Origin of the sequence: Rhizobium sp. T1470 (genome assembly GCF_042140505.1) — a bacterium.
Classification (GTDB): Bacteria; Pseudomonadota; Alphaproteobacteria; order Rhizobiales; family Rhizobiaceae; genus Rhizobium; species Rhizobium favelukesii.
Window position 1 is genome coordinate 127750 of sequence record NZ_CP148091.1, and the last position, 26245, is coordinate 153994.

At 60.1% G+C, this 26245-nt stretch carries 24 protein-coding genes and 1 pseudogene; 15 read left to right on the plus strand and 10 right to left on the minus strand.

The genetic code is table 11. The features are described 5' to 3' along the window. Positions 1–12 precede the first annotated feature (12 nt). Positions 13–426, plus strand: a complete 414-nt coding sequence (locus tag WGT02_RS00665) for a GFA family protein (protein ID WP_024313273.1) — start codon at positions 13–15, stop codon at positions 424–426. A 178-nt stretch (positions 427–604) separates the two neighbouring features. On the opposite strand, the gene WGT02_RS00670 is transcribed toward WGT02_RS00665, so the two are convergent. Next, entirely contained in the window at positions 605–1201 is a 597-nt protein-coding gene (locus tag WGT02_RS00670; RefSeq protein WP_141652535.1) for a hypothetical protein, read from the minus strand. Between the two features lie 271 nt (positions 1202–1472). Further along, a complete protein-coding gene (locus WGT02_RS00675) occupies positions 1473–1778 on the minus strand; it encodes a hypothetical protein (protein WP_225039760.1) in 306 nt (101 codons plus the stop codon). A gap of 611 nt (positions 1779–2389) precedes the next feature. Between WGT02_RS00675 and WGT02_RS00680 the strand changes: the two genes are divergently transcribed. Genes WGT02_RS00680 through WGT02_RS00690 form a run of 3 tightly spaced genes read left to right on the plus strand, consistent with a single transcriptional unit; the run spans position 2390 to position 4808 of the window. Next, on the plus strand, positions 2390–2848 hold the full coding sequence (locus WGT02_RS00680) for a transposase (protein ID WP_208245161.1): 459 nt from the start codon (positions 2390–2392) through the stop codon (positions 2846–2848). Next, a complete protein-coding gene (tnpB, locus tag WGT02_RS00685) occupies positions 2829–3182 on the plus strand; it encodes an IS66 family insertion sequence element accessory protein TnpB (protein ID WP_208245162.1) in 354 nt (117 codons plus the stop codon). Before WGT02_RS00680 ends, tnpB begins: the two co-directional genes overlap by 20 nt. 54 nt (positions 3183–3236) lie before the next feature. Next, on the plus strand, positions 3237–4808 hold the full coding sequence (locus WGT02_RS00690) for an IS66 family transposase (RefSeq protein ID WP_208245164.1): 1572 nt from the start codon (positions 3237–3239) through the stop codon (positions 4806–4808). Between the two features lie 159 nt (positions 4809–4967). On the opposite strand, the gene WGT02_RS00695 is transcribed toward WGT02_RS00690, so the two are convergent. The 7 genes from WGT02_RS00695 to WGT02_RS00725 all read right to left on the minus strand — a co-directional run bounded on the left by WGT02_RS00695 (position 4968) and on the right by WGT02_RS00725 (position 13852). Further along, entirely contained in the window at positions 4968–6404 is a 1437-nt protein-coding gene (locus WGT02_RS00695; protein ID WP_208249432.1) for a DUF6880 family protein, read from the minus strand. A gap of 216 nt (positions 6405–6620) precedes the next feature. Next, positions 6621–7397, minus strand: a complete 777-nt coding sequence (locus WGT02_RS00700) for a crotonase/enoyl-CoA hydratase family protein (RefSeq protein WP_024313268.1) — start codon at positions 7395–7397, stop codon at positions 6621–6623. Continuing rightward, the gene (locus tag WGT02_RS00705) at positions 7397–8227 is read right to left on the minus strand and encodes a hydroxymethylglutaryl-CoA lyase (RefSeq protein ID WP_210363545.1); all 831 of its coding nucleotides are present in this window, start codon (positions 8225–8227) and stop codon (positions 7397–7399) included. Before WGT02_RS00705 ends, WGT02_RS00700 begins: the two co-directional genes overlap by 1 nt. A gap of 53 nt (positions 8228–8280) precedes the next feature. Beyond that, positions 8281–10266, minus strand: coding sequence for an acetyl/propionyl/methylcrotonyl-CoA carboxylase subunit alpha (locus WGT02_RS00710; protein ID WP_024313266.1), 1986 nt, complete (start codon positions 10264–10266; stop codon positions 8281–8283). 7 nt (positions 10267–10273) lie between these two features. Then, a complete protein-coding gene (locus tag WGT02_RS00715) occupies positions 10274–11881 on the minus strand; it encodes a carboxyl transferase domain-containing protein (RefSeq protein WP_024313265.1) in 1608 nt (535 codons plus the stop codon). A 35-nt stretch (positions 11882–11916) separates the two neighbouring features. Continuing rightward, the gene (locus WGT02_RS00720; RefSeq protein WP_024313264.1) at positions 11917–13080 is read right to left on the minus strand and encodes an isovaleryl-CoA dehydrogenase; all 1164 of its coding nucleotides are present in this window, start codon (positions 13078–13080) and stop codon (positions 11917–11919) included. A 457-nt stretch (positions 13081–13537) separates the two neighbouring features. Next, positions 13538–13852, minus strand: coding sequence for a DUF6074 family protein (locus WGT02_RS00725; RefSeq protein ID WP_208249430.1), 315 nt, complete (start codon positions 13850–13852; stop codon positions 13538–13540). 235 nt (positions 13853–14087) lie between these two features. Here WGT02_RS00725 and WGT02_RS00730 point away from each other — a divergent pair, with 235 nt between their 5' ends. The 11 genes and pseudogenes from WGT02_RS00730 to WGT02_RS00780 all read left to right on the plus strand — a co-directional run bounded on the left by WGT02_RS00730 (position 14088) and on the right by WGT02_RS00780 (position 25330). Further along, positions 14088–14732: a lysophospholipid acyltransferase family protein gene (locus WGT02_RS00730; protein WP_024313262.1), complete on the plus strand. Its 645-nt coding sequence runs from the start codon at positions 14088–14090 to the stop codon at positions 14730–14732. After that, positions 14729–15679 carry a phosphatidate cytidylyltransferase gene (locus tag WGT02_RS00735; protein ID WP_024313261.1) on the plus strand — a complete coding sequence of 317 codons (951 nt, stop codon included), beginning with the start codon at positions 14729–14731 and terminating at the stop codon, positions 15677–15679. Before WGT02_RS00730 ends, WGT02_RS00735 begins: the two co-directional genes overlap by 4 nt. Continuing rightward, a pseudogene (locus WGT02_RS00740) lies at positions 15676–16042 on the plus strand (hypothetical protein). Before WGT02_RS00735 ends, WGT02_RS00740 begins: the two are co-directional and overlap by 4 nt. Next, a complete protein-coding gene (locus tag WGT02_RS00745) occupies positions 16039–16692 on the plus strand; it encodes a CDP-alcohol phosphatidyltransferase family protein (RefSeq protein WP_208249428.1) in 654 nt (217 codons plus the stop codon). The pseudogene WGT02_RS00740 and the gene WGT02_RS00745 overlap by 4 nt, the downstream one beginning before the upstream one ends. Positions 16693–17128: 436 nt before the next feature. Continuing rightward, on the plus strand, positions 17129–17218 hold the full coding sequence (locus WGT02_RS00750; RefSeq protein WP_037070139.1) for a K(+)-transporting ATPase subunit F: 90 nt from the start codon (positions 17129–17131) through the stop codon (positions 17216–17218). Positions 17219–17279: 61 nt separating this feature from the next. After that, on the plus strand, positions 17280–18983 hold the full coding sequence (kdpA, locus tag WGT02_RS00755; RefSeq protein ID WP_208249426.1) for a potassium-transporting ATPase subunit KdpA: 1704 nt from the start codon (positions 17280–17282) through the stop codon (positions 18981–18983). Positions 18984–18991: 8 nt separating this feature from the next. Continuing rightward, positions 18992–19147 (plus strand): hypothetical protein, encoded by a 156-nt coding sequence (locus WGT02_RS00760; RefSeq protein ID WP_167546216.1) that lies wholly within the window; start codon positions 18992–18994, stop codon positions 19145–19147. 41 nt (positions 19148–19188) lie between these two features. Beyond that, positions 19189–21276, plus strand: a complete 2088-nt coding sequence (gene kdpB, locus WGT02_RS00765; protein WP_024313257.1) for a potassium-transporting ATPase subunit KdpB — start codon at positions 19189–19191, stop codon at positions 21274–21276. 12 nt (positions 21277–21288) lie between these two features. Further along, a complete protein-coding gene (kdpC, locus tag WGT02_RS00770; protein ID WP_024313256.1) occupies positions 21289–21858 on the plus strand; it encodes a potassium-transporting ATPase subunit KdpC in 570 nt (189 codons plus the stop codon). 62 nt (positions 21859–21920) lie between these two features. Further along, positions 21921–24629 carry a sensor histidine kinase KdpD gene (locus WGT02_RS00775; RefSeq protein WP_208249425.1) on the plus strand — a complete coding sequence of 903 codons (2709 nt, stop codon included), beginning with the start codon at positions 21921–21923 and terminating at the stop codon, positions 24627–24629. Next, a complete protein-coding gene (locus WGT02_RS00780) occupies positions 24626–25330 on the plus strand; it encodes a response regulator transcription factor (protein WP_024313254.1) in 705 nt (234 codons plus the stop codon). The genes WGT02_RS00775 and WGT02_RS00780 overlap by 4 nt, the downstream gene beginning before the upstream one ends. Before the next feature lie 6 nt (positions 25331–25336). Here the strand turns inward: WGT02_RS00780 and WGT02_RS00785 are convergent, their stop codons facing one another. Then, positions 25337–26119: a class I SAM-dependent methyltransferase gene (locus WGT02_RS00785; RefSeq protein WP_024313253.1), complete on the minus strand. Its 783-nt coding sequence runs from the start codon at positions 26117–26119 to the stop codon at positions 25337–25339. Between the last annotated feature and the right edge of the window lie 126 nt (positions 26120–26245).

The window sequence follows — 26245 nt, forward strand, 5'->3', positions numbered from 1 at the left end:
CAGGAGAACGACATGAACACGCCCTATACCGGTGGCTGCGCCTGCGGCGAAATCCGCTACGAGATATCAGGCGAACCGGCCGTCATGGTTGACTGTCAGTGCCGGCAATGTCAGCGCGACAGCGGCACCGGACATCAATCGCACCTGACTTTTGTTGCGGCTGAGGTGAAGGTCAAGGGAGAAGCATCGCATTGGCAGACCGTCGGCGATGGCGGAACCGTCAAGCGACGTGCCTTCTGCCCGACATGCGGTTCGTCCGTCCACATGACATTTCCCGACATGCCGGATGTGTTCATCGTCACGCCGGCAAGCCTCGACGACCCAAGCCGCTATAAGCCACAGCTGGTGTCCTGGACAGCAGCCGGACATGCCTGGGATCACCTCGATCCGGCACTGCCGAAATTCGACAAGATGCCGACGACGTGAAACATCGACGTTGCCAGCCGCCATTGGGGGCTGCCGCTTAGCCGCAATGTGGTGAAGCTCGTCCGCCGTCCGGTAATCCGAAACGAGCGCAGCCGGCGCCTGACCGGTGACGAGGAGCAACGTCTCCTCGATGGCTGCGACGCCGGACAGATCCCATTCCTCAAGACGATCGCCATTCTCACCATCGAGACCGGGATGCGCCGAGGGTAGATCCTGGACTGAAGTGGTCCGACGTTTCCCATAATCGCCGGGTGATCACGAGCGCCGCCGCCTTCTTGCGATCCTTCGCGCTGTCGGCCCAGCCCACTTTCTTGAGCTTCGTCGCGCTGATGCCTTTGGGATAGGGCGGCGCATCGGCCGAGAACCATGCGGGCGGCACGCGCTCGATGCCGATCGCCGAAAGCTCCTTCAGCACGCGTGCGGCGTCCTTGTCGTCGCCCGAAATAATGCGCGTGCCGAATGCGTCACAAAGCTTGTCGCGTTCCGCTTCGAAGGCTGCGTCATGCGTGGCCTTCGCGGCGGTCCATGCCGCGTCCCAGGCCTTCTGATCGTCTTTGCTGAAGCGCTTCAGGAAGACCAGCGAGGCCTTAACCGTCGCATCGGCTGAGCGGAAAGTTTCTTCCGGCAGCCCCACTACAGCGAGGCTTTTAGCCTTGCCCTCGCACCAGCGCCACAGCCATGTCAGCGACGGATTGTTGAGATTGCCGTCGGGCAGGACGATGCCATTGGATCCCTTGCGTTCCAAGGTTGTCCCGTAGCCTCTGGTTTTCGTCAAGCATGGATCTCGTCGCCCAAATTGGCTAGGGCCACATTCTCGGCACGACCAAGTATTTGCTGCGCATCCCAATACTCAGGATCGACCGGCTGGCGATGTCTGGCTGCATGTAAGCGAATGTTCGCGAGTTTAACATGAGGCTCAGACGTGTTAAGAAAATGCGTTTTTTTTAACTCATTGAGCGCACATGTTAAAGCCGACCAACATCGCAGGACCACGCTGACGGCGCGTCCGTGATAGTTAGGCGCTACGCAATCCGCCGCGGTGTGATTCAGCCGAAGCTCTCGACTGCCCTCTCGATCCCGGGCCGGGACTTCGCCAGGTCATCGCGGTTCATGACCGCCTTGATCTCAACACTGGCATCAAACGCAAGGAACCATGGCTCAGCAACACCCGGTATCTCCGAGGTGTCCGTCATGTCGAAGAAAATAAGGCCCGTTCTTTTCCCGTCGAATTCCGTGAAGTAGGCCGCTTCGGGTTTGAGATCAGCGAGGATCGATTGAATCTTGGTGACGAGGCTGCCGTCTTTGATTGCTGCGTTTCCCTTGTCAACGGGAAGCGAAACTTTGAGCATCATTCGCATTTCTATCCTCCTTTTTCGTGCATATGTGGCTCTCAGCGACGCCTCATGCCCGACGAGCGGGTCGACGAGGCCGTGCTTTACGTTGCTTTAAGCGCCTCAGCATATAAGAATACTCAGCATATAAGAATACCATGAGATACGTCATCGCTGCGTTTATTCTGGCGTGCTTCGCTACCTGGGATTTTGCCGAGAAAAAGGGATCCGTCTCTTTGGCGGCTCTGGATACCATCACTCATTATGCGAAGCAGCCATCTCGAATTCTACAAAGGCTAGCGGCTCGATAATAAGTAGCGCGCGCTTCCCTATTCCATACGCATCGGGATCTGGGAGATTTGGATTTTCTGACTTGCGTTCGGGATTTCTGCCGCCCCGTCAGCGCGCTGAATGGCCGCCGCTGCGACAATGGAATAGTTCACGGTGAACACGACCACCCGCGCTCGTGGCGCGAAGGGAGCTCAGGCTTTTTCGCCAAAGCTTTGATGCGCCCGGATAGTCCTTGGCTCACCTCCAAGGGAGGATCATCGTAAGCGCTCATTTCCATGCGCCTTTTCGCGTTGAGTTCTCTGCCGCATGAAGTGTCCACTTGAAATAGGTGGACACCAAATATGAATGACGAAGAGCAGAAGCTGCGTGTGCGGTTGGTGGGGCGTGATGGTCGGCGGCGCTATGATCCAGGATCAAAGGCGCGGCTTGTTACGGCTTGCCTCCAGCCTGGTGTTTCTATATCAGGCCTTGCGCTTGGCCATGGGGTCAATGCCAACCTTCTACGCAAGTGGGTCAAGGAGGCCAGGGAGGCTGGCTTGTCGGCGGTATCTGCAAGCTCGCCGTTTATCCCGGTCGTCGCAGCAGACGGCAGCCTGCCTGTCGGGATGCGCTCGCTGGATATACCGGTCGCGTATGGTGAAGAACAACCGGCATCACTGGAGAAGACGGCCCATCTGTCAGGTTTTTCCAAAATCAGCGCGTTGCTGCCGAACGGCGTGAAGCTTTCGCTGGAATGCGGTGATGTGGATGCGTTGACGGCGATCATCGGAGCTCTGGGTCATGTTCAGACTGGGCGCTGATATCAAGGTTTACCTGCACCGCGAGCCGATCGACTTCCGGGCCGGTATCAACAGCCTTGCGGTCCTGGTGCAGGAGGTGATGGAGCTCGATCCGTTTGCGCCTGCGGTCTTTGCCTTTTGCAATCGCCGCCGTGACCGGATGAAGCTCCTGTTCTTCGATCGGTCCGGTTTTGTGATGGTGCTGAAGCGATTGTCGGAAGACCGGTTCCGATGGCCACGTCGGGAGATGATGGTGGTAACGCTGACGACCGAGCAATTACACTGGATTCTCGACGGCATTGATATCGACGCGATGGTCCGCCATCCGGTTCGGCAATACCAGATCGCCGGCTGACAGTTCTCGACGTCTGCGGTTGACGGGGCGAAACGGTTCAGATTCAAGAATCTGATGATCCGACCCGGCGAACCCACTGTTGAGGAGTTGATGGCGCGCATTGCGGCGCTGCAGGCGGAGAACCGTCAGCTCACGGAACGCGTGGTCAAGCTCGAGGAAGAACTGGTGTTGGCGCGGCTTCATCGTTTTGCGCCGAAAAGCGAAAAGCACGTGGACCGCCTCTTCGATGAAGCCGAGCAGGTTGCCGATGAAGACGACGCCGGCGGAGACAATGGGGAGGTCGTCGACCTGCCGGACACGGGCTTTGCGGCGATCGAGAAGCCAGAGGGCAAGAAACGTGGCCGCAAGCCCCTGCCGGAACATCTGCCGCGCGAGCGCGTCGAATATGACCTTGCCGACGACCAGAAGGCCTGTCCTTGCTGCCGTCACCAGATGCATCGCATGGGCGAGGCCGTCACCGAGCAGCTCCACATCGAGGTGAAGGCCAAGGTCCTGCAGAATGTGCGGCTCAAGTATGCCTGCCGCCATTGCGATCGCACCGGGATCAACACGCCTGTTGTCCTTGCGCCAATGCCCGCGCAGCCCTTGCCGGGCAGCATCGCCACGGCCTCGACGCTGGCATTTGCTCTTGTTCACAAATATGTCGATGGCACGCCGCTCTACCGCCTGGCCCAGGCCTTCGAGCGCGCCGGCGTTCCCGTCAGCCGCGGTGCTCTGGGCCATTGGGTGATCGGTTCGAGCGAGAGGCATCTCTCCCGCATCTATGACGCGCTGAAATCGCGGCTCAGGTCTCAAGCCATCATCCATGGCGACGAGACGACGGTCCAGGTGCTGAAGGAAAAGGACAGGGAGGCCACCAGCACATCATTCATGTGGGCGTATCGGAGTGGAGAGGACAGCGACGAGCCGATCGTGCTGCTCGATTATCAACCCGGCCGCGGCCAGATTTATCCGCAGGCCTTCCTCGGCGATTACCACGGCATCCTGATGAGCGATGGCTATTCCGCCTGGCGCACGCTGGCAGGGGCCACCCATCTGGGATGCATGGCGCATTCCAGGCGTCGCTTCGTCGATGCCCTCAAGGCAAGAAAGAAAGGCGGCGGTCCGCCGGAGCAGGCGCTGAAATTCTTCGAGCAGATCTACCGGATTGAAAGCCAGGCGCGCAACGCAAAGCCTGACAAGGGCGAAACGCAAGCCGATTGCATTCGCCGTTTCCGCCAGCAACACAGTGTCCCCATCCTGAATGCTCTCAAGGTATGGCTCAACGACATCGCCCCGAAGGTCTTGCCCGACAGCAAGATCGGCGATGCCGTGTCCTATACCCTAAATCAGTGGGACTACCTGACGCGCTACACAGAAGACGCCAGGATGCCGATCGACAACAACCTACTCGAGCGCGATATCAGAATTTTTGCCACTGGCAGAAAATCCTGGCTGTTCAGCGACACCGTGGACGGAGCGAGGGCCAGTGCCGTCGTCTACAGCCTAATGCTGACCTGCCGAGCTTGCGGCATCGAACCCTTGGCCTACTTGCGCCACGTGCTTACCGAACTGCCGCAGCGCGCAACAGATTCCGACATCACTGATTTGCTGCCCTTCAACTTCGCCAAAACTACCGCTGCCTGATCCGATAGGGCCGTCACAAAGCGACCCACGTCAAATGGGCCACGTCAACGCGCATGGAAATGAGCGCTTACGGATCATCAACAGCGGTGGGAGATCATATGGCGATGATCAGAAAACTAAGAGGGTGCCTTGGCCCGTGCAGATGCAGATGATCCTTCCTCACGGTCCTGCGGCGGTCCAGAATCCGGTCTTCTTCGCGTGCTTGCCCCTCAACTCTGCAACATAGCCGGGATGTGACGTAAAAGTGTCGAAGTCGCTAATCTTCGTCGACAGTCGCTCACATTCAAAGAGATGCCGCGCGGCAAAGCGATAGCGACTGGATTTCGCTCGATCGAGCGTAAAGTCGATCATAACCCGCAGGGCGATGGTCGCTGCCAACGGATACTTCTCCTGCAGATGCTCGGACGCCGGTGTCAACAGTTCGTAGCGATCGCCATCAAGTTCGGCTGCACGCGTGCGAACGAGCGTCGCAGCCTTGTCGAGCGCCGGCCATGACACCAGGAAGGCGAGCGCTTGGTGGACATCCTGGAAGCGGCTCACATAGTTGAAGGCGTTCTCTTCTGCTTCGAGATCATCGAAATCCGGTAGGCGCTTCAGAAAAGCTCCCAGGTGCCGCTCGTTCAGCGATTGTTCGAAGCACTGCCAGCGAAAGGCCTGCGCTTCGTCACTCCGGCTGAGAGCTTCAAGCACATCGAGGCGGGCCTCTTCCCACTCGAACGGGGATGGTCTGCCCTTCATCTCAACGCGATTGATGGCATCCCATGCCTCTCCGGCCCGGTCCGCCTTCAGCAGACGCTGGGCGATTTCTGCCGCAATCGTTGGCACGGATCTCGCCTGCTCGCTCTGCTGCGCGATGAAGGCATCAACATCACCCTGGGCGTCGGCGATCTGCTCCAATGCTGACCTGATGGTTCTGTCGCGATGGAGGAGATTGATCTCGTCTTCGTAAACCGGACCACTGCTTCCCCAACCGATCACGACACGGCCTGCCTCAGCCGGCGCATCGACCGGCGCTTTTGCCCAATCGTCGAACAACGACTTCAGCCAATCGAGGCCTTCCGCACCCAGCGCTGGCGACAGATTCTCGATCAGACGATCATACTGCCCGTAGTCATTGCCTTGCAACGCGCGAAAGGTTTGTTCGGCGAGCAGGCGCGGGTCCGGTCTTGCCGCGTTCGCTATCGTGCCCAGATCGACGCAGGTTTGATAAAAGACATCCATGATTGTGCCGTTGCCATCGTCGCATCGCTCGAAAATCGAACGCGCCAAGCCCATGAAGCGCCACATCACCTCCAGCGCCTCGTCTGGATCGCTGCTGGCGATCGTATCAACGATCACGTGCCGCTGCGTCTCCAGATCGCTCTTCAAGGCCTTCACCCGGCGCCAGTTGATCACGGAGCGGGAGCGCTCGATCGATGAAAGCCGCTTTGTTACCTCCCTTGCAACTTCAGCGCTGCTCTGCTTTCCGGCAAGTTCGATCCGCAGCCGTCGCTTGTGCGCGGCACTGCCAGTGCTGATGTCGATCAGAAGCTCTGCAAGCCGCTTCGCGCCGAGTGCTTCCAGGTTCTTCGCATTGAGGGTGGTCTTCGGTGCCATCGATTGTCACTGTCTGTTTTAGGTCGACTTTACTTGGGCAAGCGCAGAAGTCCAAGGCTGCAGCTGTCGGCTTGCATCTGCTGCATTGTCGTGAATACTCGACCTTCAACATGAGGTGAGGAGCGAAATGGCGCTCACACAGGGCACGGAAATCCGAATTGGACGAGCAACTCTCAACTTGACGCCAAGTTCTTCCGTTGCAGTCGAACCTGCCCGCTATGAATTTGAACGCTGCCTTTCGAAGAAAGCGGAAATGCCGGCCTGTGCCTCGTCCGTCTCCCAGCTATCCGCGAGCTGAGAAATCACGCTCTCGACGATCTCGTCCGTGATCGGCGAGGCGAGAGAACGCACCAGGGCCTTGGCGCGTGCTGCAGCCTGCGGCGAGGCCGCAATGAATTCGTCGACCTCCCTGTCGACGGCGCGATCGAGATCGGCGGGCGCGACAATGGAAGCGACCAGACCGATCGACTTGGCATGGGCAGCGTTAAACATTCGACCGGAGACGAATAGGGACCGCGCTGCAGAACTGCCGATCCGCGCTACGACATAAGGGCTGATCGTTGCCGGTATTAGCCCAAGCCGGACCTCCGTCAGGCCGAAACGCGCTGCCTCCGAGGCAATCACGGTATCGCAGACGCTGATCAACCCGATACCGCCGCCGAAAGCGCTCCCGTGGACGCAACCAATAAGCGGCCTCGGCAGTTCGTTCAACGCCTTGAACATCATAGCCAGCCGTCGCGCTTCCGCAATTCTCTCCGCCCGGCTCGCCTGGAACTGCGCTCTCATCCACTCCAGATCGCCCCCTGCACAGAAGCTCTTGCCGGCCCCGGCAAGCACGATGGCGCGAACCCTCTTGTCCGACCCAAGTGCGCTTGCGGCTTCGGTCAACTCGTCGATCATCTCGGCGGACATTGCATTGTGCTTGTCTTTGCGGGCAAGCGTAAGCCGCGCGACACCGCGTTCGTCGATCGAGATCATCAGCGTTTCCGGCATTATCCTGCGCTCCTTAGGCCCTGCGCAAAACGGGCGGCCTGTTCCAGCTTCTCCGCCGAGAGCCCGGTCCGGTAGCCCTTGCGGGCAAGGAACTGCGCGACAGCCAAAGTATCGACGTTGCCCTTTGCGCCCGGCGCATAAGGGCAGCCGCCCAATCCGCCGACCGACGCATCGAAAACCCGCAGCCCGTGCTTTAACGAAACGTCGATGTTTTCGAGGGCCCAGCCGTCGGTGTCGTGGAAATGACCGGCAAGCATCGTCGCCGGTGCAAAGGAAAGGACCGTTACCAGCATCTGGTCGACCTCGTCGGGGCGTCCTCGGCCGATTGTATCGCCGAGGCTGATCTCGTAGCAGCCCAATGCATGCAGGCTCTCGACGACCCGCGCCGCCGCATCGGGCGAGACGGCCCCCTCATAGGGACATTCGACCACGCAGCTGACGTAGCCGCGCATGGGGACGCCGCGCGCAAGGCTTGCTTCGGCAACCGGCTTGAAACGTTCGATGCTCTCGGCGATCGAGCAGTTGATATTCTGCTGCGAGAAGCTTTCCGAGGCAGACGCGAAGATCGCGACTTCGTCCGCGCCCGCCGCCATTGCAGCCTCGAAGCCTTTCATATTCGGCGTCAGAACGGCGTAGCGGACCCCAGGTCTGCGCTTGATACCGGCCATCACCTCGGCGGCATCAGCGAGCTGCGGCACCCACTTCGGGCTGACAAAGCTCGTCGCCTCGATCCGCTCGAAACCACATTCCGAGATCATGTCGATCAGGGCGATCTTCGTCGCCGTCGGAATCAGATCCTTCTCGTTCTGGAGACCATCGCGAGGCGCCATCTCGACGATCGACACGTCCCGCGGCAGCAGTGAAGATTCTCCGGCCTGCACAATCACGTCTCCTCTACCCGCAGCGTCAGAAGTACCGCGCCTTCGTCGACCTGCTGCCCTTCACTCACCTCGACGGCTTCCACCGTTCCATCGCGGGCTGCGACAAGCGTGAGTTCCATCTTCATGGCCTCCATGACCACAAGCGCGTCACCCTCGGAGACTTCCGCCCCCGAACTCGTACGCACGATCTTGATAAAGCCCGGCATCGGCGCGATCAGCCTGTTGCCGTCAGCCACATCCGTCGTATTGAAATCGAGCGGGTTGCCGAGATGAAACACATGCGTCCTGTGATCCACGCTGACAACCAGATGATGCGCCGCCACGCTCGCCTTGACCTGCACCTGCCGGCCATCGACCTCCGCCCTGCATCCGTCATCCTGCCTGCTGACGATCTTCACGGGAATGACTCGCCGGCCATCGTGCACCGCAAAGAAATCGAATCCCTTGGCGGCAACCCGCAGCGTTGAATGCCCGCCCTGGTAGGTTAGCACCACGATACGCTGCATTTCGCTCCAAAGCTGCCAGTGCCCCAGCGTCAGCCATGGGTCGCCATCCGATGATTGCGCAAGTGCGCCCAACGACAGGACGGCGGCAAGCGCAACGACGGTGTCCACCGGCGGCTCGATTGCGGTCAGCGATCGAAGGTTGCGATCGATCAGCCCGGTATCCGGATGGCCAGCAGTAAATTCCTCCTGTGCGCTCAGTCTGGCGAGAAAGTCGAGATTGGTGGTGACGCCGACGACATGCGAGCTCTGCAAGGCTCTGGTCAGTCGCAACAGCGCGACACTCCGACTGGGCCCGTGCACGACCATCTTGGCGATCAGAGGGTCGTAATGAGCGGAGACCGTGTCGCCGGGACGGATCCCGGCATCGATCCGCGCCGTAACGTCAGGAAAATCTAGATGCCTGATCGTTCCCGTCGCGGGCAGGAAACCCTTGGCCGCATCCTCGGCATAAATTCGCGCCTCGAAGGCCCAGCCGTAGATTTCGAGCTCCGACTGCTTCTTCGGCAGGGCTTCACCAGCCGCCACGCGGAATTGCCACTCGACCAGATCGACCCCGGTGATTGCCTCAGTGACGGCATGTTCGACCTGAAGGCGGGTATTCATCTCCATGAAATAGAAGCGATCCGGCCAAAGGCCGTTTGACACGTCCGCGATGAACTCCACGGTGCCGGCACCACGATAGGAGATGGCACGCGCCGCGCGCACGGCCGCCTCGCCCATCGCACGGCGCATCTCTGGCGTCATGCCAGGCGCTGGCGCCTCCTCGATCACCTTCTGATGGCGGCGCTGGAGCGAGCAATCGCGCTCGAAAAGATGAACGACGTTGCCATGCCGATCCCCGAAGATCTGAACTTCGATGTGGCGAGGTCGAATAAGGCACCGCTCTATCAACACGGCATCGTCACCGAAGGCGGCCATGGCCTCCCGTCTTGCGGCGGCGAGCGCCTCTGGAAAATCCTCTTCGCTGTCGACCCGTCGCATTCCCTTGCCACCGCCACCGGCGCGGGCCTTGATAAGGACAGGGTAGCCGATCAAGGTCGCCTGATCGGCCAGAAACCCGTCGTTCTGTTCCTCGCCATGATAGCCCGGGACAACCGGGACCCCGGATTGTTCCATCAACGCCTTTGCCGCATCCTTCAATCCCATGGCGCGAATGGAGGATGCCTGCGGTCCAATGAAGACGATGCCCGCAGCCTCGACGGCTGCAGCAAAATCGGCATTCTCGGACAAAAACCCGTAACCGGGATGAATGGCTTCAGCGCCGGTCCGTTCCGCCGCAGCCAAGATCCGTTCGATCGAGAGATAGCTTTCCTGTGCGCTGGCGGAGCCTAAGCGGACGGCCTCGTCGGCCATCTCGACATGCAGCGCCCCGACATCGGCATCCGAATAGACCGCCACTGTGGCAATCCCCATGCGCCTGGCAGTTCGAATCACCCGACAAGCAATCTCGCCACGGTTTGCGATGAGAATTTTCTGGAACATCGCTACCTCACATCCGGAATAGGCCGAAGCGCGTCGCTTCAATCGGTGCATTCAGCGCCGCAGACAGCGAGAGACCGAGCACATCGCGGCTCTTGGCTGGATCAATCACCCCATCATCCCAAAGGCGCGCCGACGCATAGAGCGGATGGCTCTGCCGTTCGAAGAGATCGAGCACCGGCTGCTTGAAAGTAGCCTCCTCCTCCGGCGTCCAGGGGGTGCCGGCACGGGAAAGCGCTTCTCCCCGCACGGTCGCAAGGACACCGGCCGCCTGCTCTCCACCCATGACCGAGATGCGGCTGTTCGGCCATGTCCAGAGAAAGCGCGGCGAGAAGGCGCGCCCCGCCATGCCGTAGTTGCCCGCACCAAAGGAACCGCCAACCAGCATCGTCACCTTCGGCACGCCAGTCGTTGCGACCGCGGTAACGAGCTTGGCGCCATTCTTCGCGATGCCTTCCGTCTCGTATTTGCGGCCAACCATGAAGCCGGTGATGTTCTGCAGGAAGACGAGCGGTATCCTGCGCTGCGAGCAGAGCTCAATGAAATGGGCACCCTTCAGAGCCGACTCCGAGAACAACACACCGTTATTGGCGACAACGCCAACGGGAATACCGTGGATATGGGCAAAGCCGCAGACCAACGTCGTCCCGTAGCGTGTCTTGAACTCATCGAAGCGGGAGCCGTCGACGACACGAGCAATGACTTCGCGCACGTCATAGGGCACGCGTAGATCGGCGGGGACGATACCCGCAATTTCGGCCGGATCAAACAGCGGCGCTTCGACCGGTTGCCGCTCGATGCCGCGAACCTTGCAGCGATTGAGGTTGGCGACAGCGCGCCTCGCCAAGGCCAGTGCGTGGGCATCGTCACGAGCGAGATGGTCGGCAACGCCGGAGAGCCTTGTGTGCACATCGCCACCGCCGAGATCCTCCGCCGAAACAACTTCGCCGGTCGCGGCCTTGACCAATGGAGGACCGGCAAGAAAGATCGTCCCTTGGCCTTCGACGATGATCGCCTCATCGGACATAGCAGGCACATAGGCGCCACCCGCCGTACACGAGCCCATGACCACGGCAATCTGGGGAATTCCCGCTGCCGACATATTTGCCTGATTGTAGAATATCCGGCCGAAATGATCGCGATCCGGAAACACCTCGTCCTGGTTCGGCAGATTCGCGCCGCCGGAATCCACCAAATAGATGCAGGGCAGATTGTTCTGGGCGGCAATTTCCTGCGCTCGCAGATGCTTCTTCACCGTCAGTGGAAAGTAGGTGCCGCCTTTGACGGTCGCATCGTTGCAGACGATCATGCAATCGCGCCCCGAGACGCGGCCGATGCCGGTAATCAGGCCCGCAGCCGGCGCTTCGTTGCCATACATTCCGTGGGCCGCGGTCAATCCGACCTCGAGAAACGGTGTGGCTGGATCGAGGAGGCCCGCGATGCGATCGCGCGGCAGCATCTTGCCGCGGGCAACATGGCGCTCGCGCGCTGTCGCTCCGCCGCCATTTGCGGCACTCCCAGCAGCTTCCTCGATGGCACGGATCGCTTCGGCCATCGCCGCGCGATTTGTCCTGAAACTCTCGGAATTCGTCGAAATCTGCGACTTCAAAACCGTCATTTGTCACCAGGATGGTTGTCGGATGAACTTTCAGATTAAGCCGTCTCAGCAAATAGCTCGCGGCCAATCAGCATGCGTCTGATTTCAGAGGTTCCGGCACCGATCTCGTAGAGCTTTGCGTCGCGCAGCAGCCGGGCGGCGGGATAGTCGTTGGTGTAACCATTGCCGCCGAGCGCCTGGATCGTCTCCAGGGCCAGAAGCGTCGCTTTCTCGGCGGCATAGAGGATGCAGCCGGCAGCATCCTTGCGTGTCGTCTCGCCGCGATCGCTGGCGGCCGCCACCGCATAGACGTAGGCACGCGCCGTGTTCATGGTCACGTACATGTCGGCGAGCTTTCCCTGCATCAGCTGAAACTCGCCGATCGCCTGACCGAATTGCTTTCTCTCATGAAGATAGGGCACGACGACATCCATGCAGGCCGCCATGATGCCGATCGGCCCAGCGGAAAGAACGACGCGCTCATAGTCGAGTCCCGACATCAGAACGCGTGCACCACCGCCGACAGTATCGAGCACATTTGTCTCGGGAACCTCGCAGTCCTCGAAGATCAATTCGCAGGTGTTGGAACCGCGCATGCCTAGCTTGTCGAGCTTCGGGCCGGTTGCAAAGCCCTTGAAGGCCTTCTCGACGAGGAAGGCGGTGATGCCGCGCGGTCCTGCTTGCGGGTCTGTCTTTGCGTAGACCACCAGCACATCGGCATCCGGGCCGTTGGTGATCCACATCTTGTTGCCGTTGAGAACGTAACTTTCGCCTTGCTTCTCCGCCCGAAGCTTCATCGAAACGACGTCTGATCCGGCGCCCGCCTCCGACATCGCAAGTGCGCCGACATGCTCGCCGGAGATAAGCTTGGGCAGATACCGCGACTTCTGCTCTGCCGTTCCATTGCGGCTGATCTGATTGACGCACAAATTGGAATGGGCGCCGTAGCTGAGCCCGACTGAGGCCGAAGCGCGGCTGATCTCCTCCATCGCGACGCAATGGGCCAGGTATCCTAGACCGGCGCCGCCATAGGCCTCCTCGGCCGTGATCCCGAGCAGCCCCATGTCGCCCATCTCGCGCCAGAGCGGCGTCGGGAAACGGTTGCTGCTGTCCGTCTCGGCCGCGAGCGGCGCAATATGCTCCGTCGCAAAGCGTCGAACGCTGTCGCGAAGCGCCTCGATCTCGTCCGCCAGACCAAATCTCAAACCACCTGAATACATGCCTTCCCTCCCAAGTCCGGCGCGCGGTTGGCGCAGCGTCCGGCATGCGTGTGTCGTTATTCTCCCGTCATTGTTTTTCACGCGCGTATCTTGTCGGCAGCTCCTCCACTGCCTGTCGGCTCGATAAATTTCGTTGAAGAACGCGAAAATGGCAAGCATTTCCGGTCGGCCGGTCCGTCCGGACCGCCAGTTTGCTCCTGGTGGATCTTCGATAGATCTTCCGCCGGCATCTGCCCTTCCTCCCGAGATAGGCGACGACTCGAATACGCACGGGGTCTTTGGAGATCCGCGCGCAATGAGGATGCTAGCACCGGGCGCACGGTATTTCTGAACCAAGAAGGCTCGTCTTGCGCAACGTATGGAAAAGAATTGGCCGTCGGGACGACAAATTCGCCCGATCGGGCCGCCCGATGAAGTCAGGCAACCCAATGGGCGGCAAGAGCCGATGGCTGTGAGATTAGCGCTTTATGGCGCGGCCGCTGCGGCTTTCGGAGAGCGCGCGCACCTGATGGCGGCGAACGAGCTCAACCTGTACCTCAGCCTGAAATGTCATGATCTGGTCGCGAACCTCAGCTTCGGAGCAGCCGAGCAACGTCAGCTCGTCCGCCAGCCGGCGGCATTCCGTCTTCCAGAAGCGCACTGCGTCCTCACCGTGGCTACGATCCAACTCGGCCGCACACCGATCAATGTCACCGGCGCGCGACGCGACCGGGAAAATAACGATCTCGCTTGTCGTCATTGCTTGCAGAGTTTTGTTTGACTGTACTGGCATCGACTCGTTCCGTTGTGTCCGACTCATTCCTAGCTGACCATGGTTAACGCTTTCCCCATCACGTCAGGCGAACGCATTGCTTCGGCTCACCGCGGGTCGCATCAGCCGTCGCTGACACGCTCAGCGGCGGGTACTTTGAGCGCTGTCTTCCGCCACAAGCAGGACTTCCTAACCGTCAAAAATGCCGCTACGCTTCTGCAAGCTGCTTTGTCGATGCAGCGGGGGGCTGAAATCGGTGAGAAGTGTGATCGCGAAGCCTGTCGCGGCGGCCATCGTGGTGTTCGCCCGTGCAATTACTGCAGTGCGCGCCATCTGGCCGAATGACGGCATTCCCGAGGGGCAATGTGTTTATTTTGCCAATCATTCCAGCCATGGCGATTTCATTCTGGTCTGGGCTGTCCTGCCGCCGAGTTTGAGACGCCGAACACGCCCTGTCGCTGGCGCGGAATATTGGCTGAAATCGTCGATCAACCGTTTCATCGGCCGCGACGTCTTCGACGCAGTGCTTATCGAGCGGGATCGCGACAAGCGCACCCGCGATCCGATTGAAGTCATGGCCGAGGTGGTCGATTCCGGGGCGTCGCTGATTCTCTTTCCCGAAGGCACGCGCAACCAGACAGAGGCGCAACTGCTGCCATTCAAAAGCGGGCTTTTCCATCTCGCCTCGACCCGGCCGGGCATTCAGCTCGTGCCGGTCTGGATCAACAATCTCAATCGCGTCATGCCAAAGGGCGAGATCGTCCCGATCCCCCTTATCTGTACCGTGACCTTCGGCAACTCCATGCAAATCGAAGCCGGCGAGAGCAAGGAAATCTTCCTCGAAAGGGCGCGCACGGCGCTCCTCGATCTGTCACCAAAACACCCAGGCGGTCACGAATGAATGCAACAAACTCCGACCTGTGGACGCTTGTCCTTGGTATCTTCACGCTCCTCGTCGTTTCCTCGGCCATTGGCTACCTGCTGCAGCGACGCCTGCCCGCCGGTAAGTCAAATGCCGCAATCGAAAACCTGAACGCGCGCATCACCGCATGGTGGATCATGGTCATCCTGATCGGCCTTGCCTTTCTCGCCGGTCGGATCGGTGTGCTGCTGCTTTTTGGCTTCTGTTCTTTCGCGGCGTTGCGCGAATTCATTACCCTGACCGACACCAAACGTGCGGATCATTGGGCGCTCGCGGCTGCCTTCTTCGTCGTGCTGCCGATCCAGTATTGGCTGCTGTGGGAGAAGCAATACGGTATCTTCTCGATCTTCATCCCAGTCTACGCGTTCCTGCTGATGCCAATCATCTCCGTGTTGCGCGGCGATACCGAGCGTTTCCTGATACGCATTGCCGAAGTGCAATGGGCACTGATGATCTGCGTATTCTGCGCCTCACACGTTCCGGCATTGCTGACGCTGACGATCCCGGGCTACGAAGGCCGCAACGTTCTTCTGATCGCCTTCCTGGTGATCATCGTTCAGCTTAGCGATGTCCTGCAATATGTCTGGGGCAAGCTGCTCGGTCGAACCAAGATCGCGCCAAGCCTGTCTCCGTCAAAGACTGTGGAAGGCTTTGTCGGCGGCGTGGTCAGTGCGACATTGATCGGCGCCGCCCTGTGGTGGATCACGCCATTTACGCCGTTTCAAGCTGGGGTCCTGGCCTTCGTCATCACGATGATGGGCTTCTTCGGCGGTCTCGTCATGTCGGCAATCAAGCGAGACCGCGGGGTCAAGGACTGGGGCCATCTGATCGAAGGCCACGGCGGATTGATCGATCGGCTCGACTCCGTGGTGTTTTCCGCGCCGATCTTCTTCCACATTGTCCGCTATTGGTGGTCGACCACATGATGGCACCCGTTCGCCGGCTTGCCCAAAGCAGTGTGACGCACGTGCTTTTCGCGTTCGTCGCCATGGGCGGTTGGGCGGTCCTTGCCAACAGCAATCACTCTCCGCAACGGGCGCTGCTGGCCGGCATTGTGCAGGGCGCACTCTCAGCCTGTCGAACGGCTCTCGAAGCAGTTCAAGGGGGGCGCCGGTCTCTGGGCGCCACCGTTGATCGCATGTCTTGCCTCGACTGCCGTGCTGATCTCGATCCACGCATTGAGCGGCACGCCGGAGATCCTGAGAACCATCGCGGTTCCGCTGGCCGTCTCGACGAGCTACGCGGCGGTTTACAACTACTTTCTCTATCGAAAGAGGATCAGCGCATGACGGAAACGGGGGATCGGCGGCCGCTGGCAAGCAGAGACACCCAATGGGCGCGGCGCATTGCACAATGGCTGGCGACGAGGTCGGTCACTCCGAACCAAATCTCTCAGGCAAGTATGGTCGCGGCGGCGATGGCGGGCGGTTCGTTCTTCCTTGCCGGATCTGAAATGGGATGGGCGCGGGCTCTTCTCCTTGTGTTCGCGGCCGCCTTCTGCCAGCTGCGTCTCTTGTGCAATCTCTTCGATGGCATGGTTGCCGTCGAAGGTGGCAAGGGTGCAGCCGACGGACCGTTCTGGAACGAATTCCCCGACCGTGTCGCGGATATCCTGATCCTGGTCGGTGTGGGATATGGCATCGGATCGCCCGGGTTCGGCTGGGCAACGGCGTCGTTTGCCGTGCTGACGGCGTATGTTCGCGAGCTCGGTCGAGCAACGGGAACGGCGAGCGACTTCTCTGGCCCGATGGCAAAGCAGCACCGAATGGCGACAATCACGGCTGCAGCGGTTCTCTCCGTTCTCGAGCCACTGTGGAACGGCCACAACCAAATCCTGGTCGCAGCCCTCTGGCTGATTGCCGTCGGCGCGGCGTTCACAGCCATGCGGCGGAGTAGAAACCTCGTTCGAAACCTGAACGCGGGGCACACCCACAACTGACAGATTTCCTTTTGTCATCGTCAGGCGTACCGAAAAGCCCGAAAGTGCGCTTTGCAGCCGAATGGCCGGGCAATAGAACAACCGCGTCGCTTCTTCTTTTCCCCGAAGCGGCCTAGGACTAGCCTCGCTTCGGCGAGGCATTTTTCTTCCATCTGCATTTATAAGATTTTTATATCCGCGGCCCGCCGCCGATCTCGAACGCTTATGCGGTTCGGTCGCATATTAATGTCCGAGAGATCCAAGGATCATCTCCACGCCAGAAAGCATGAAAGGTGCCATCCGGTGGATGGCGCCCTTTGTCTTGTCTGACTCCAAAAGAACAACAGGAGTCAAGATCGATGATGGACATAGTTCTACTCGCGACAGCAATCGTATTTTTCGCCCTCTGCTTTGCTTACACCAAAGCCTGCGACCGGCTTTGACCGGAGGAAACGCCATGACCCTCGACTATATTCTCAGCGGTGCCGTCACCGTATTTCTCGCGATTTACCTCACATACGCTCTCATTCGCCCCGAGCGCTTCTAGCATCGCGCCCTCTCCCATTGCGCGACAGGCGGAACCAATCGGGTATTGAAAGTTACCTCCCATGACCCTCAACGGATGGCTTCAGATTCTGCTCTACTGCGGGATCATCATCGTGCTCGTCAAACCGCTCGGCGGTTACATGACTCGCGTTTTCAGTGGCGAACGCACGTTTCTCTCACCGGTCCTCGCTCCGATCGAACGGGGACTTTACGCGCTTGCAGGCACCAGTGAGCGCGAGGACCAGCACTGGACTTCCTACGCATTTGCGATGCTGATGTTCAACCTGCTCGGCGTCGTCGTTCTCTATGCATTGCTGCGCTTGCAGGCTGTCCTGCCCTATAACCCGGCCGGCATGGCTGCCGTCGGGCCGGAGCTTTCCTTCAACACCGCCACGAGCTTCGTCAGCAATACCAACTGGCAGAACTACGGCGGCGAAAGCACGATGTCTTATCTCAGCCAGATGGCGGGCCTAACCGTTCAGAATTTCGTGTCTGCCGCGACCGGTATGGCAATCGCGATTGGCCTCATCCGCGCCTTCTCGCGTGCTTCGGGCAAGGCAATCGGCAATTTCTGGGTCGATATGGTCCGCAGCACGCTCTATATGTTGCTGCCGATCTGCATCGGGCTGACGCTGGTCTATGTCTATCTTGGCGTCCCGCAGACCCTGGGTCCCTATGTCGATGCAACAACCCTCGAGGGCGCCAAGCAGACAATCGCCCTCGGCCCGGTCGCCTCGCAACTCGCCATCAAGATGCTTGGCACGAACGGCGGCGGCTTCTTCAATGTAAACTCTGCGCATCCGTTCGAGAACCCCGACAACATCTCGAACATGATCCAGATGGTCTCGATCTTCGCAATTGGCGCCGCCTTCACCAACGTCTTCGGCCGGATGGTCGGCAACCAGCGCCAGGGCTGGGCCATTCTTGCAACCATGGGCATCCTCTTCATTGCCGGCGTGGCTGTCACCTACTGGGCTGAAGCCGCTGGCAATCCGCTGATGCATGCCTTTGGCCTGCAGGGCGGCAACATGGAAGGCAAGGAAGTGCGCTTCGGCGTCGCCATGTCCTCGCTCTTTGCGGTGATCACGACGGCGGCTTCCTGCGGCGCCGTCAACGCCATGCACGGCAGCTTCACGGCGCTCGGTGGGCTCATTCCGCTGATCAACATGCAGCTCGGCGAAGTCATCGTTGGCGGCGTTGGCGCGGGCTTCTACGGCATCATCCTCTTCATCATCGTCGCTGTCTTCGTGGCAGGCCTCATGGTGGGCCGCACACCGGAATATCTTGGCAAGAAGATCGAGGCGAAGGAGATGAAGATGGCCGTTCTCGCCATCCTTTGCCTGCCGCTCGCCATGCTGGTCTTCACCGCGATCGCCAGTGTGCTGCCCTCCGCGGTCGCCTCGATCGGCACGGCTGGCCCGCACGGTTTCTCCGAAATCCTCTATGCCTATACGTCCGCTGCGGCGAACAACGGCTCGGCTTTCGGCGGCCTGACGGGTAACACTCCCTGGTACAACATCACGCTCGGTATCGGCATGCTGATGGGCCGCTTCCTGGTCATCGTTCCGGCTCTTGCGATCGCAGGTTCGCTGGTTACCAAGAAGACGGTTCCCGCCTCGGCAGGTACGTTCCCGACCGATGGCCCACTCTTCGTCGGCCTTCTCAGCGGTACGATCCTGATCGTCGGCGGCCTGACCTTCTTCCCGGCGCTGGCGCTTGGCCCGGTCATCGAGCACCTGGTCATGATCGCCGGCCAGACCTTCTGAGGTGAAGCATGATCCTTCGTCACAGGCTTCGCAAATCCTTCAATCCACGTCCCGGTTCGCCGGGACGGGACAGCCAGCGGATGACCCGTGCCTCCGGCATCATTCTCGTGATACTCGCCGGTCTCCTCGTCATCGTCGCGGTACTTCGGATCCTACACGGCTGATCGCACAACGGTCGCCTTACTCTTTCAAGCTGGAGTCTCTTATGAGCCAGGCAAAATCAGCGAGCGTCATGGATACTCGCATTCTCATTCCGGCCGTGGGCGCTGCCTTCAAGAAGCTGAACCCGCGCACCCTTGCCAAGAACCCGGTCATGTTTGTCGTGGCCACGGTTTCGGCGTTGACCACCCTCCTTTTCATCCGCGATCTCGTCACCGGCGGTGAAAATCTCGGCTTCTCCTTCCAGATCAACCTCTGGCTCTGGTTCACCGTGCTCTTCGCCAACTTCGCCGAAGCAGTCGCCGAGGGGCGAGGCAAGGCGCAGGCGGACTCGCTGCGCAAAGCCCGCACCGAGACCCAGGCAAAACTGCTGACGGCCAATAACGGCACAGGCTACCGCCTCGTCCCGGGCACGAGCCTGAAGGTCGGCGATCTCGTCCTCGTCGAGGCTGGCGACATCATTCCCTCTGACGGCGAGGTGGTCGAAGGCGTGGCCTCGGTCAACGAGGCCGCAATCACCGGCGAGTCCGCCCCTGTCATCCGCGAGTCCGGCGGTGACCGTTCAGCGGTTACCGGCGGCACACAGGTTCTCTCCGATTGGATTCGCGTCCGCATCACCGCCGCTGCCGGGTCCACCTTCCTCGACCGCATGATCTCTCTTGTCGAAGGCGCGGAGCGCCAGAAGACTCCAAACGAAATCGCGCTCAACATCCTGCTCGCAGGCATGACGCTGATCTTCGTTCTGGCAACCGCCACGATCCCGAGCTTTGCAAGCTATGCCGGCGGGTCTATTCCAATCATCATCCTCGTTGCTCTCTTCGTGACACTGATCCCGACCACGATCGGGGCGCTTCTTTCGGCGATCGGCATTGCCGGCATGGACCGTCTCGTGCGCTTCAACGTGCTTGCCATGTCGGGTCGCGCCGTTGAGGCAGCCGGTGACGTCGATACATTGCTCCTTGACAAGACGGGAACGATCACCCTCGGCAACCGTCAGGCGACGATGTTCCGCCCGGTACGCGGCGTTTCCGAACAGGACCTCGCCGACGCGGCGCAGCTTGCGTCGCTCGCTGACGAAACGCCGGAAGGCCGGTCGATCGTCGTGCTTGCCAAAGAGATATACGGCATCCGCGGCCGCGACATGGCGAGCCTGAAGGCCACCTTCGTACCCTTCACTGCACAGACGCGAATGAGCGGCGTGGATGTCGAAGGCTCGTCGATCCGCAAGGGCGCCGTCGATGCCGTCCTTGCCTACGTCGGCGCCGCGCTTGCACCGGTTTCCGGCAATGCGGCTGTCGCCATCCGCAGCAACACAGAGGTCGTGCGGGAACTGCAGGCCATCGCTGATGAAATCGCCAAGGCAGGAGGCACGCCGCTGGCTGTCGCCCGCGACGGACGCCTTCTCGGCATCATCCAGCTGAAAGATATCGTCAAGGGCGGTATTCGTGAGCGCTTCGTCGAACTGCGCCGGATGGGCATCCGCACGGTCATGATCACTGGTGACAACCCGATGACGGCGGCTGCAATCGCCGCCGAAGCCGGCGTGGACGACTTCCTCGCGCAGGCGACACCTGAGAACAAGCTGTCCCTGATCCGTGAGGAACAGGCCAAGGGCAAGCTCGTTGCCATGTGCGGCGACGGCACGAACGACGCCCCCGCACTCGCCCAGGCCGATGTCGGCGTCGCCATGAACACCGGTACGGTCGCCGCCCGCGAAGCCGGCAACATGGTCGACCTTGACAGCGACCCGACGAAGCTCATCGAAATCGTCGAGATCGGTAAGCAGCTGCTGATGACGCGTGGCGCGCTGACGACCTTCTCGATCGCCAACGACATCGCCAAGTATTTTGCCATTATCCCGGCAATGTTCCTGGCGTTCTATCCGCAGCTCGGCGTGCTGAACATCATGGGGCTCGCGACACCGCAGAGCGCCATCCTGTCGGCCATCATCTTCAACGCGCTGATCATCGTCGCGCTGATCCCCCTGTCGCTCAAAGGCGTGAAGTACCGCGCGATCGGCGCCGGCGCGCTGCTTTCCCGCAACCTACTCGTCTACGGCCTCGGCGGCATCATCGTCCCGTTCATCGGCATCAAGGCGATCGACATGGTCATCACGGCCATCGGTCTCGCTTAAGGAGTTGACATCATGTTGAAAGAACTTCGTCCGGCAATCGTTATGATCGTTGCCACCACGGCTATTACCGGCCTACTCTACCCGCTCGCCATGACCGGCGCCGCGCAAGCGCTCTTCCCGGCGCAAGCAAACGGCAGCTTGATAGAAAAGGACGGCAAGGTGATCGGTTCGACGCTGATCGGCCAGGCGTTCACGAGCGATAAATACTTCCACGGTCGTCCTTCTGCCGCGGGCGATGGATACAACGCCGCCTCATCGTCGGGCTCGAACCTTGGCCCGACCAGCCAGAAGCTGCTTGATCGCGTAAAGGCTGACTATGAGACAGCAAAGGCGACCAATCCGAATGCGGAGGTACCGATCGACCTCGTAACCGCCTCGGGCAGTGGCCTCGACCCGCATATTTCACCTGAGGCTGCCTACTTCCAGATACCGCACGTGGCCAAGGCCCGCGGCACGGATGAAGCCAAGCTGAAGGCGATTGTCGATGCCGCCATCGATCACCCCGAACTCGGCATTCTCGGTGAAGCCACCGTCAATGTTCTGGCATTGAACCAGTCCCTTGATGCTTCTATGTCTCAGTAAGGTTGAAAGCCCCGGGCGCCTGCGTGCGCCCGGGGTTTGCTCGTCAGGGAAAGATGACACGCATGCCGGAAGACAACCGCGACAAGGTCGGCAGGCCCTCGCCGGATGCGCTGCTTGAGAAGGCGCGTCAGGAGACCCGCGGCCGTCTGAAAATCTTCCTCGGCGCAGCGCCCGGGGTGGGCAAGACCTATGAGATGCTGGAATCGGGCCGCGCTAAGATCTCCGATGGCGTCGACGTGGTGATCGGCATCGTCGAGACCCATGGGCGCAAGGAAACCCAGGCGCTGGTCGACGGCTTCGAAGTCATTCCCCGCGTCAAGATCGACTACAAGGGCCGCCCGCTCGAGGAGATGGATATCGACGCCATCCTCGCACGCCATCCGAGCCTCGTTCTCGTTGACGAACTCGCACATACGAACGCCGAGGGTAGCCGTCATCCGAAGCGCTACCTCGACGTGAAGGAATTGCTCGACGGCGGCATCGACGTCTATTCGACGCTGAACATCCAGCATGTCGAGAGCCTGAACGACGTCGTCTCACAGATCACCCGCATCCGCGTCCGCGAGACCGTTCCGGATTCGATCATAGACATGGCCGACGACGTCGAGATCATCGATCTGACGCCAGATGATCTGATCAAGCGACTGCATGACGGCAAGGTCTATGTTCCGAAGACTGCCGAGCGGGCTCTGACCAACTATTTCACTCCCGGCAACCTGACCGCGCTGCGCGAACTCGCATTGCGCAAAACCGCGCAGCGTGTCGACGACCAGCTTCTGACCCACATGCAAGCGCATGCCATCCCCGGTCCCTGGGCTGCAGGTGAACGGGTTCTTGTGTCTGTCGATCAGCATCCACGCTCCACCTCGCTGGTGCGCTACGCGTCTCGAATGGCTGCGCGACTGCGGGCGCCATGGGCAGCCGTCTATGTCGAAACCAACCGGTCGATCAATCTGACTGAGGCCGACCGCGACACGATTGCAGCCACGCTTCGGCTGGCTGAACAGCTGGGCGGCGAGGCAATCACCATTCCCGGCCGCGAGGTCTCCGAGGAGCTGGTCCGGCACGCCGCGGCCAACAATGTCACGCATATCGTCATCGGCGCACCCAGCAAGCCGTCATGGCGTGACTGGTTGCACCGTTCCATAGCCGACGATCTGATCAGAAAGTCTGGCAATATCAGCGTTCACGTGATTTCGGGCAGTGAGAAGGAAGGGACATCCACGCGCGGCGTCAACGCCGCTCCTTCTTCGCCAGCATTCAATATCCAAGCCTATCTCTCCGCCACCACCTATGTCGCAATCGCGCTCATTGTCGGGGTCGTGCTCGATCAAGTTCTTGATGTCCGCAACCTTGCCCTCGTGTTCCTGATGGCCGTGCTGACCTCAGCCGTCATTCACGGCCTTCGTCCAGCGCTCTACACCTGCATCCTCAGCGCGCTATCCTTCAATTTCTTCTTCCTGCCGCCCCGCTACACGCTGACGATCAGCGATCCGGAGAGCGTGCTTGCGCTGTTCTTCTTCCTGGGCGTCGCCGTCATCGCGAGCAACCTGACCGCAACGGTCCAACGCCAGGCCGCGGCGGCCCGGCAGCGCGCCAGAACGACGGAGGACCTCTACCTGTTTTCCAAGAAACTGGCCGGCACCGGCACGCTCGATGACGTTTTGTGGGCCACAGCATTCCAATTGGCCTCGATGCTCAAGGTGCGGGTCGTCCTTCTGCTTCCTGAAGAAGGCACCATCGCCGTTAAAGCCGGCTATCCGCCGGATGACACGCTGGACGAGGCAGACATTGCGGCCGCCCGGTGGGCCTGGGAGCATAATCACGCTGCCGGTCGCGGCGCCGACACCCTGCCCGGCGCCAAGCGCCTCTATGTGCCGCTGCGAACCGGACGCGCAGCCGTGGGCGTGATCGGCCTGGACAATGATAGACGCGACGGCCGGCTCCTGACGCCCGAGCAGCAACGTCTTCTCGACGCATTGGCGGACCAGGCGGCGCTGGCGATCGAGCGCATTCAACTCGTGGCAGATGTTGATCGCGCAAGACTTGCTGCCGAAGCCGACCGTTTGCGCTCTGCCCTGCTGACCTCGATCTCGCATGACCTGAAGACGCCGCTCGCGGCTATCCTTGGCGCTGCGGGCACACTCCGCGACTATCTCGATTCCATGTCTCAGGAAGATCGCGTCGATCTTCTCTCGACCGTCATCGACGAATCGGAGCGGCTCAATCGCTTTATCGCCAACCTGCTCGATATGACGAAGATCGAGTCTGGGGCGATGGAGCCGAACTATGCGCTGCACTACCCGGGCGACATTGCCGGCAGCGCGTTGCGCCGCGCCGAGAAAATTCTCGCACACCACAAGACCGTCGTGACAATTCCCGCGGACCTGCCGATGGTTCGCGTTGACCCGGTATTGTTCGAGCAGGTGCTTTTCAATCTGCTCGACAATGCTGCCAAATATGCGCCGCAAGGATCATCGATCCGTATCGATGGGTGGGCGGACGGATACAATGTCATGATTCAGGTTTCGGACAAGGGACCCGGTATTCCGCCCGCTGACGTGGATCGCGTCTTCGATACATTCTATCGCGTGCGCAAGGGTGATCAGGTTCGAGCGGGAACGGGCCTCGGCTTGTCAATCTGTCGAGGTTTTGTCGAGGCGATGGGCGGCACGATCACAGCCGCAAATCGCTCCGATCGTTCCGGTGCCGTCTTCACCATCCGTCTTCCAAAACCAAATGAGATTCAGAAACTGGATGAGCTCCAATGACCGGTTCAGCCGTAAAAATTCTCGTCGTCGACGACGAGCCTCCGATCCGCAAGCTGCTTCGCGTTGGCCTCACCGCGCAAGGCTATGAGGTGCACGAGGCGCCGAACGGCGCTGCGGCCCTACAATCGGCCAAGGACGAGCCACCTGATCTGATCGTGCTCGACCTTGGCCTGCCGGACAAATCAGGTCACGAACTGTTGAGGGAGTGGAGAGACGCGGGCCTTACCTTGCCGATCGTGATCCTCTCCAGCCGCACAGACGAAACGGGTATCGTCAACGCCCTCGAGGCTGGGGCCGACGACTACCTGACAAAGCCGTTTGGCATGAACGAACTCGGCGCCCGGCTCCGTGTTGCCTTGCGTCATCGGTTACAACAACAGGGTGAGCGGGCGATCTTTCAGGCCGGAGGCCTGTCCATCGACCTCGTCAAGCGCATCGTCAAAATCGATGGCAGGGAAATCAAGCTCTCGCCCAAGGAATACGACATTCTGAGGGTCCTCGCCCAGCACGCAGGAAAGGTCCTGACCCATCAATTCCTGCTGAAGCAGATCTGGGGACCGGCTGCCGACGTGCAGTATTTGCGCGTCTACGTTCGCCAGCTGCGCCAGAAGATCGAACTGAGCCCGGACCAGCCGCAATACATCACGACGGAAACCGGTGTCGGATACAGGCTGAAAGAAGCAGACCCGCCGCCGGTCTAACTTGGTTCATCGGTAGGCACGCTCAGACAACGCACGCATGCCGAGCCCGACCATCACTTCGTAAGCGATGCGGCGCCGCATCGGATTGTGCAACCGGATCGCCGTCGAGCCGAGGAATTTGGTCTCAAGGTGATCGAATGCCTTGAGCTCGGTCGAAGTCTTGATCGTGCGCGAGTAGAACTCGTGAAACGCCTGGCGGCAAAGATAGGTCTTATATTTCGTCAGGCAGAAAACCGAAAAGCGACCGGCCCCTTCGCGCAGGAAGTCGGTTACCCCGGCGGTGACCTCCGGCCAAGCCGGATTGAAGGTGTCGTCGAAAACGATGATGCCATGCTCGGCAAGCGACGCGGCGGCAAGACGGCTATCGGCCTCGACGTGATGCAGCATATGGCCGCCGTCGATGCTGAAGAAGCGGACCATGCCGGCTCTTTCGATAATGTCCTCGGGCCTGAGCAGCGTGCTGTCGCTCTTGATGACGCGCGCTCCATCTACGGAAAGGCCGAGTTGGCGACCGCCCGCCACGAAACGGTCATATTGCGCGACACCGTGATCTGGCTTCACGATATCGAAGGGATCGATAGCCACGATCTTCTCCGCGTCTCCGCAGATTTTTCGCAACAGGAAGTAGGATCGGCCGTAGTAAACGCCTATCTCGGCTAAGCCGCCTTGCAAGGATGCCGCCTGCTGGGACCGCAAAATGGCGAGAAATACCAGCGCGTCAGGCGGATCAATGTATCCCTCGATCGCCTGAAGATCATGGAATATGAACTTTCTGATCGACGAAGTCATAGAGATACGCTTCCCGATTTATCGCAGATATTACCAGATTAAACTCCTCTCGCAGAAAATACGAATGCGTCTAAAATAATACAATAGAAGTACTTGGAAATATATTTTGTCGCGAGAACAATCCGA

What these genes read in the sequence shown, in the direction of transcription:
- WGT02_RS00665 (WP_024313273.1), top strand. Translation starts at nt 13, where the DNA reads ATGAACACGCCCTATACCGGTGGCTGCGCCTGCGGCGAAATCCGCTAC.
- WGT02_RS00675 (WP_225039760.1), bottom strand. Translation starts at nt 1,778, where the DNA reads ATGATGCTCAAAGTTTCGCTTCCCGTTGACAAGGGAAACGCAGCAATC.
- WGT02_RS00680 (WP_208245161.1), top strand. Translation starts at nt 2,390, where the DNA reads ATGAATGACGAAGAGCAGAAGCTGCGTGTGCGGTTGGTGGGGCGTGAT.
- tnpB (WP_208245162.1), top strand. Translation starts at nt 2,829, where the DNA reads ATGTTCAGACTGGGCGCTGATATCAAGGTTTACCTGCACCGCGAGCCG.
- WGT02_RS00690 (WP_208245164.1), top strand. Translation starts at nt 3,237, where the DNA reads ATGATCCGACCCGGCGAACCCACTGTTGAGGAGTTGATGGCGCGCATT.
- WGT02_RS00695 (WP_208249432.1), bottom strand. Translation starts at nt 6,404, where the DNA reads ATGGCACCGAAGACCACCCTCAATGCGAAGAACCTGGAAGCACTCGGC.
- WGT02_RS00700 (WP_024313268.1), bottom strand. Translation starts at nt 7,397, where the DNA reads ATGCCGGAAACGCTGATGATCTCGATCGACGAACGCGGTGTCGCGCGG.
- WGT02_RS00705 (WP_210363545.1), bottom strand. Translation starts at nt 8,227, where the DNA reads ATGGCGCCTCGCGATGGTCTCCAGAACGAGAAGGATCTGATTCCGACG.
- WGT02_RS00710 (WP_024313266.1), bottom strand. Translation starts at nt 10,266, where the DNA reads ATGTTCCAGAAAATTCTCATCGCAAACCGTGGCGAGATTGCTTGTCGG.
- WGT02_RS00715 (WP_024313265.1), bottom strand. Translation starts at nt 11,881, where the DNA reads ATGACGGTTTTGAAGTCGCAGATTTCGACGAATTCCGAGAGTTTCAGG.
- WGT02_RS00720 (WP_024313264.1), bottom strand. Translation starts at nt 13,080, where the DNA reads ATGTATTCAGGTGGTTTGAGATTTGGTCTGGCGGACGAGATCGAGGCG.
- WGT02_RS00725 (WP_208249430.1), bottom strand. Translation starts at nt 13,852, where the DNA reads ATGCCAGTACAGTCAAACAAAACTCTGCAAGCAATGACGACAAGCGAG.
- WGT02_RS00735 (WP_024313261.1), top strand. Translation starts at nt 14,729, where the DNA reads ATGAATGCAACAAACTCCGACCTGTGGACGCTTGTCCTTGGTATCTTC.
- WGT02_RS00745 (WP_208249428.1), top strand. Translation starts at nt 16,039, where the DNA reads ATGACGGAAACGGGGGATCGGCGGCCGCTGGCAAGCAGAGACACCCAA.
- WGT02_RS00750 (WP_037070139.1), top strand. Translation starts at nt 17,129, where the DNA reads ATGACCCTCGACTATATTCTCAGCGGTGCCGTCACCGTATTTCTCGCG.
- kdpA (WP_208249426.1), top strand. Translation starts at nt 17,280, where the DNA reads ATGACCCTCAACGGATGGCTTCAGATTCTGCTCTACTGCGGGATCATC.
- WGT02_RS00760 (WP_167546216.1), top strand. Translation starts at nt 18,992, where the DNA reads ATGATCCTTCGTCACAGGCTTCGCAAATCCTTCAATCCACGTCCCGGT.
- kdpB (WP_024313257.1), top strand. Translation starts at nt 19,189, where the DNA reads ATGAGCCAGGCAAAATCAGCGAGCGTCATGGATACTCGCATTCTCATT.
- kdpC (WP_024313256.1), top strand. Translation starts at nt 21,289, where the DNA reads ATGTTGAAAGAACTTCGTCCGGCAATCGTTATGATCGTTGCCACCACG.
- WGT02_RS00775 (WP_208249425.1), top strand. Translation starts at nt 21,921, where the DNA reads ATGCCGGAAGACAACCGCGACAAGGTCGGCAGGCCCTCGCCGGATGCG.
- WGT02_RS00780 (WP_024313254.1), top strand. Translation starts at nt 24,626, where the DNA reads ATGACCGGTTCAGCCGTAAAAATTCTCGTCGTCGACGACGAGCCTCCG.
- WGT02_RS00785 (WP_024313253.1), bottom strand. Translation starts at nt 26,119, where the DNA reads ATGACTTCGTCGATCAGAAAGTTCATATTCCATGATCTTCAGGCGATC.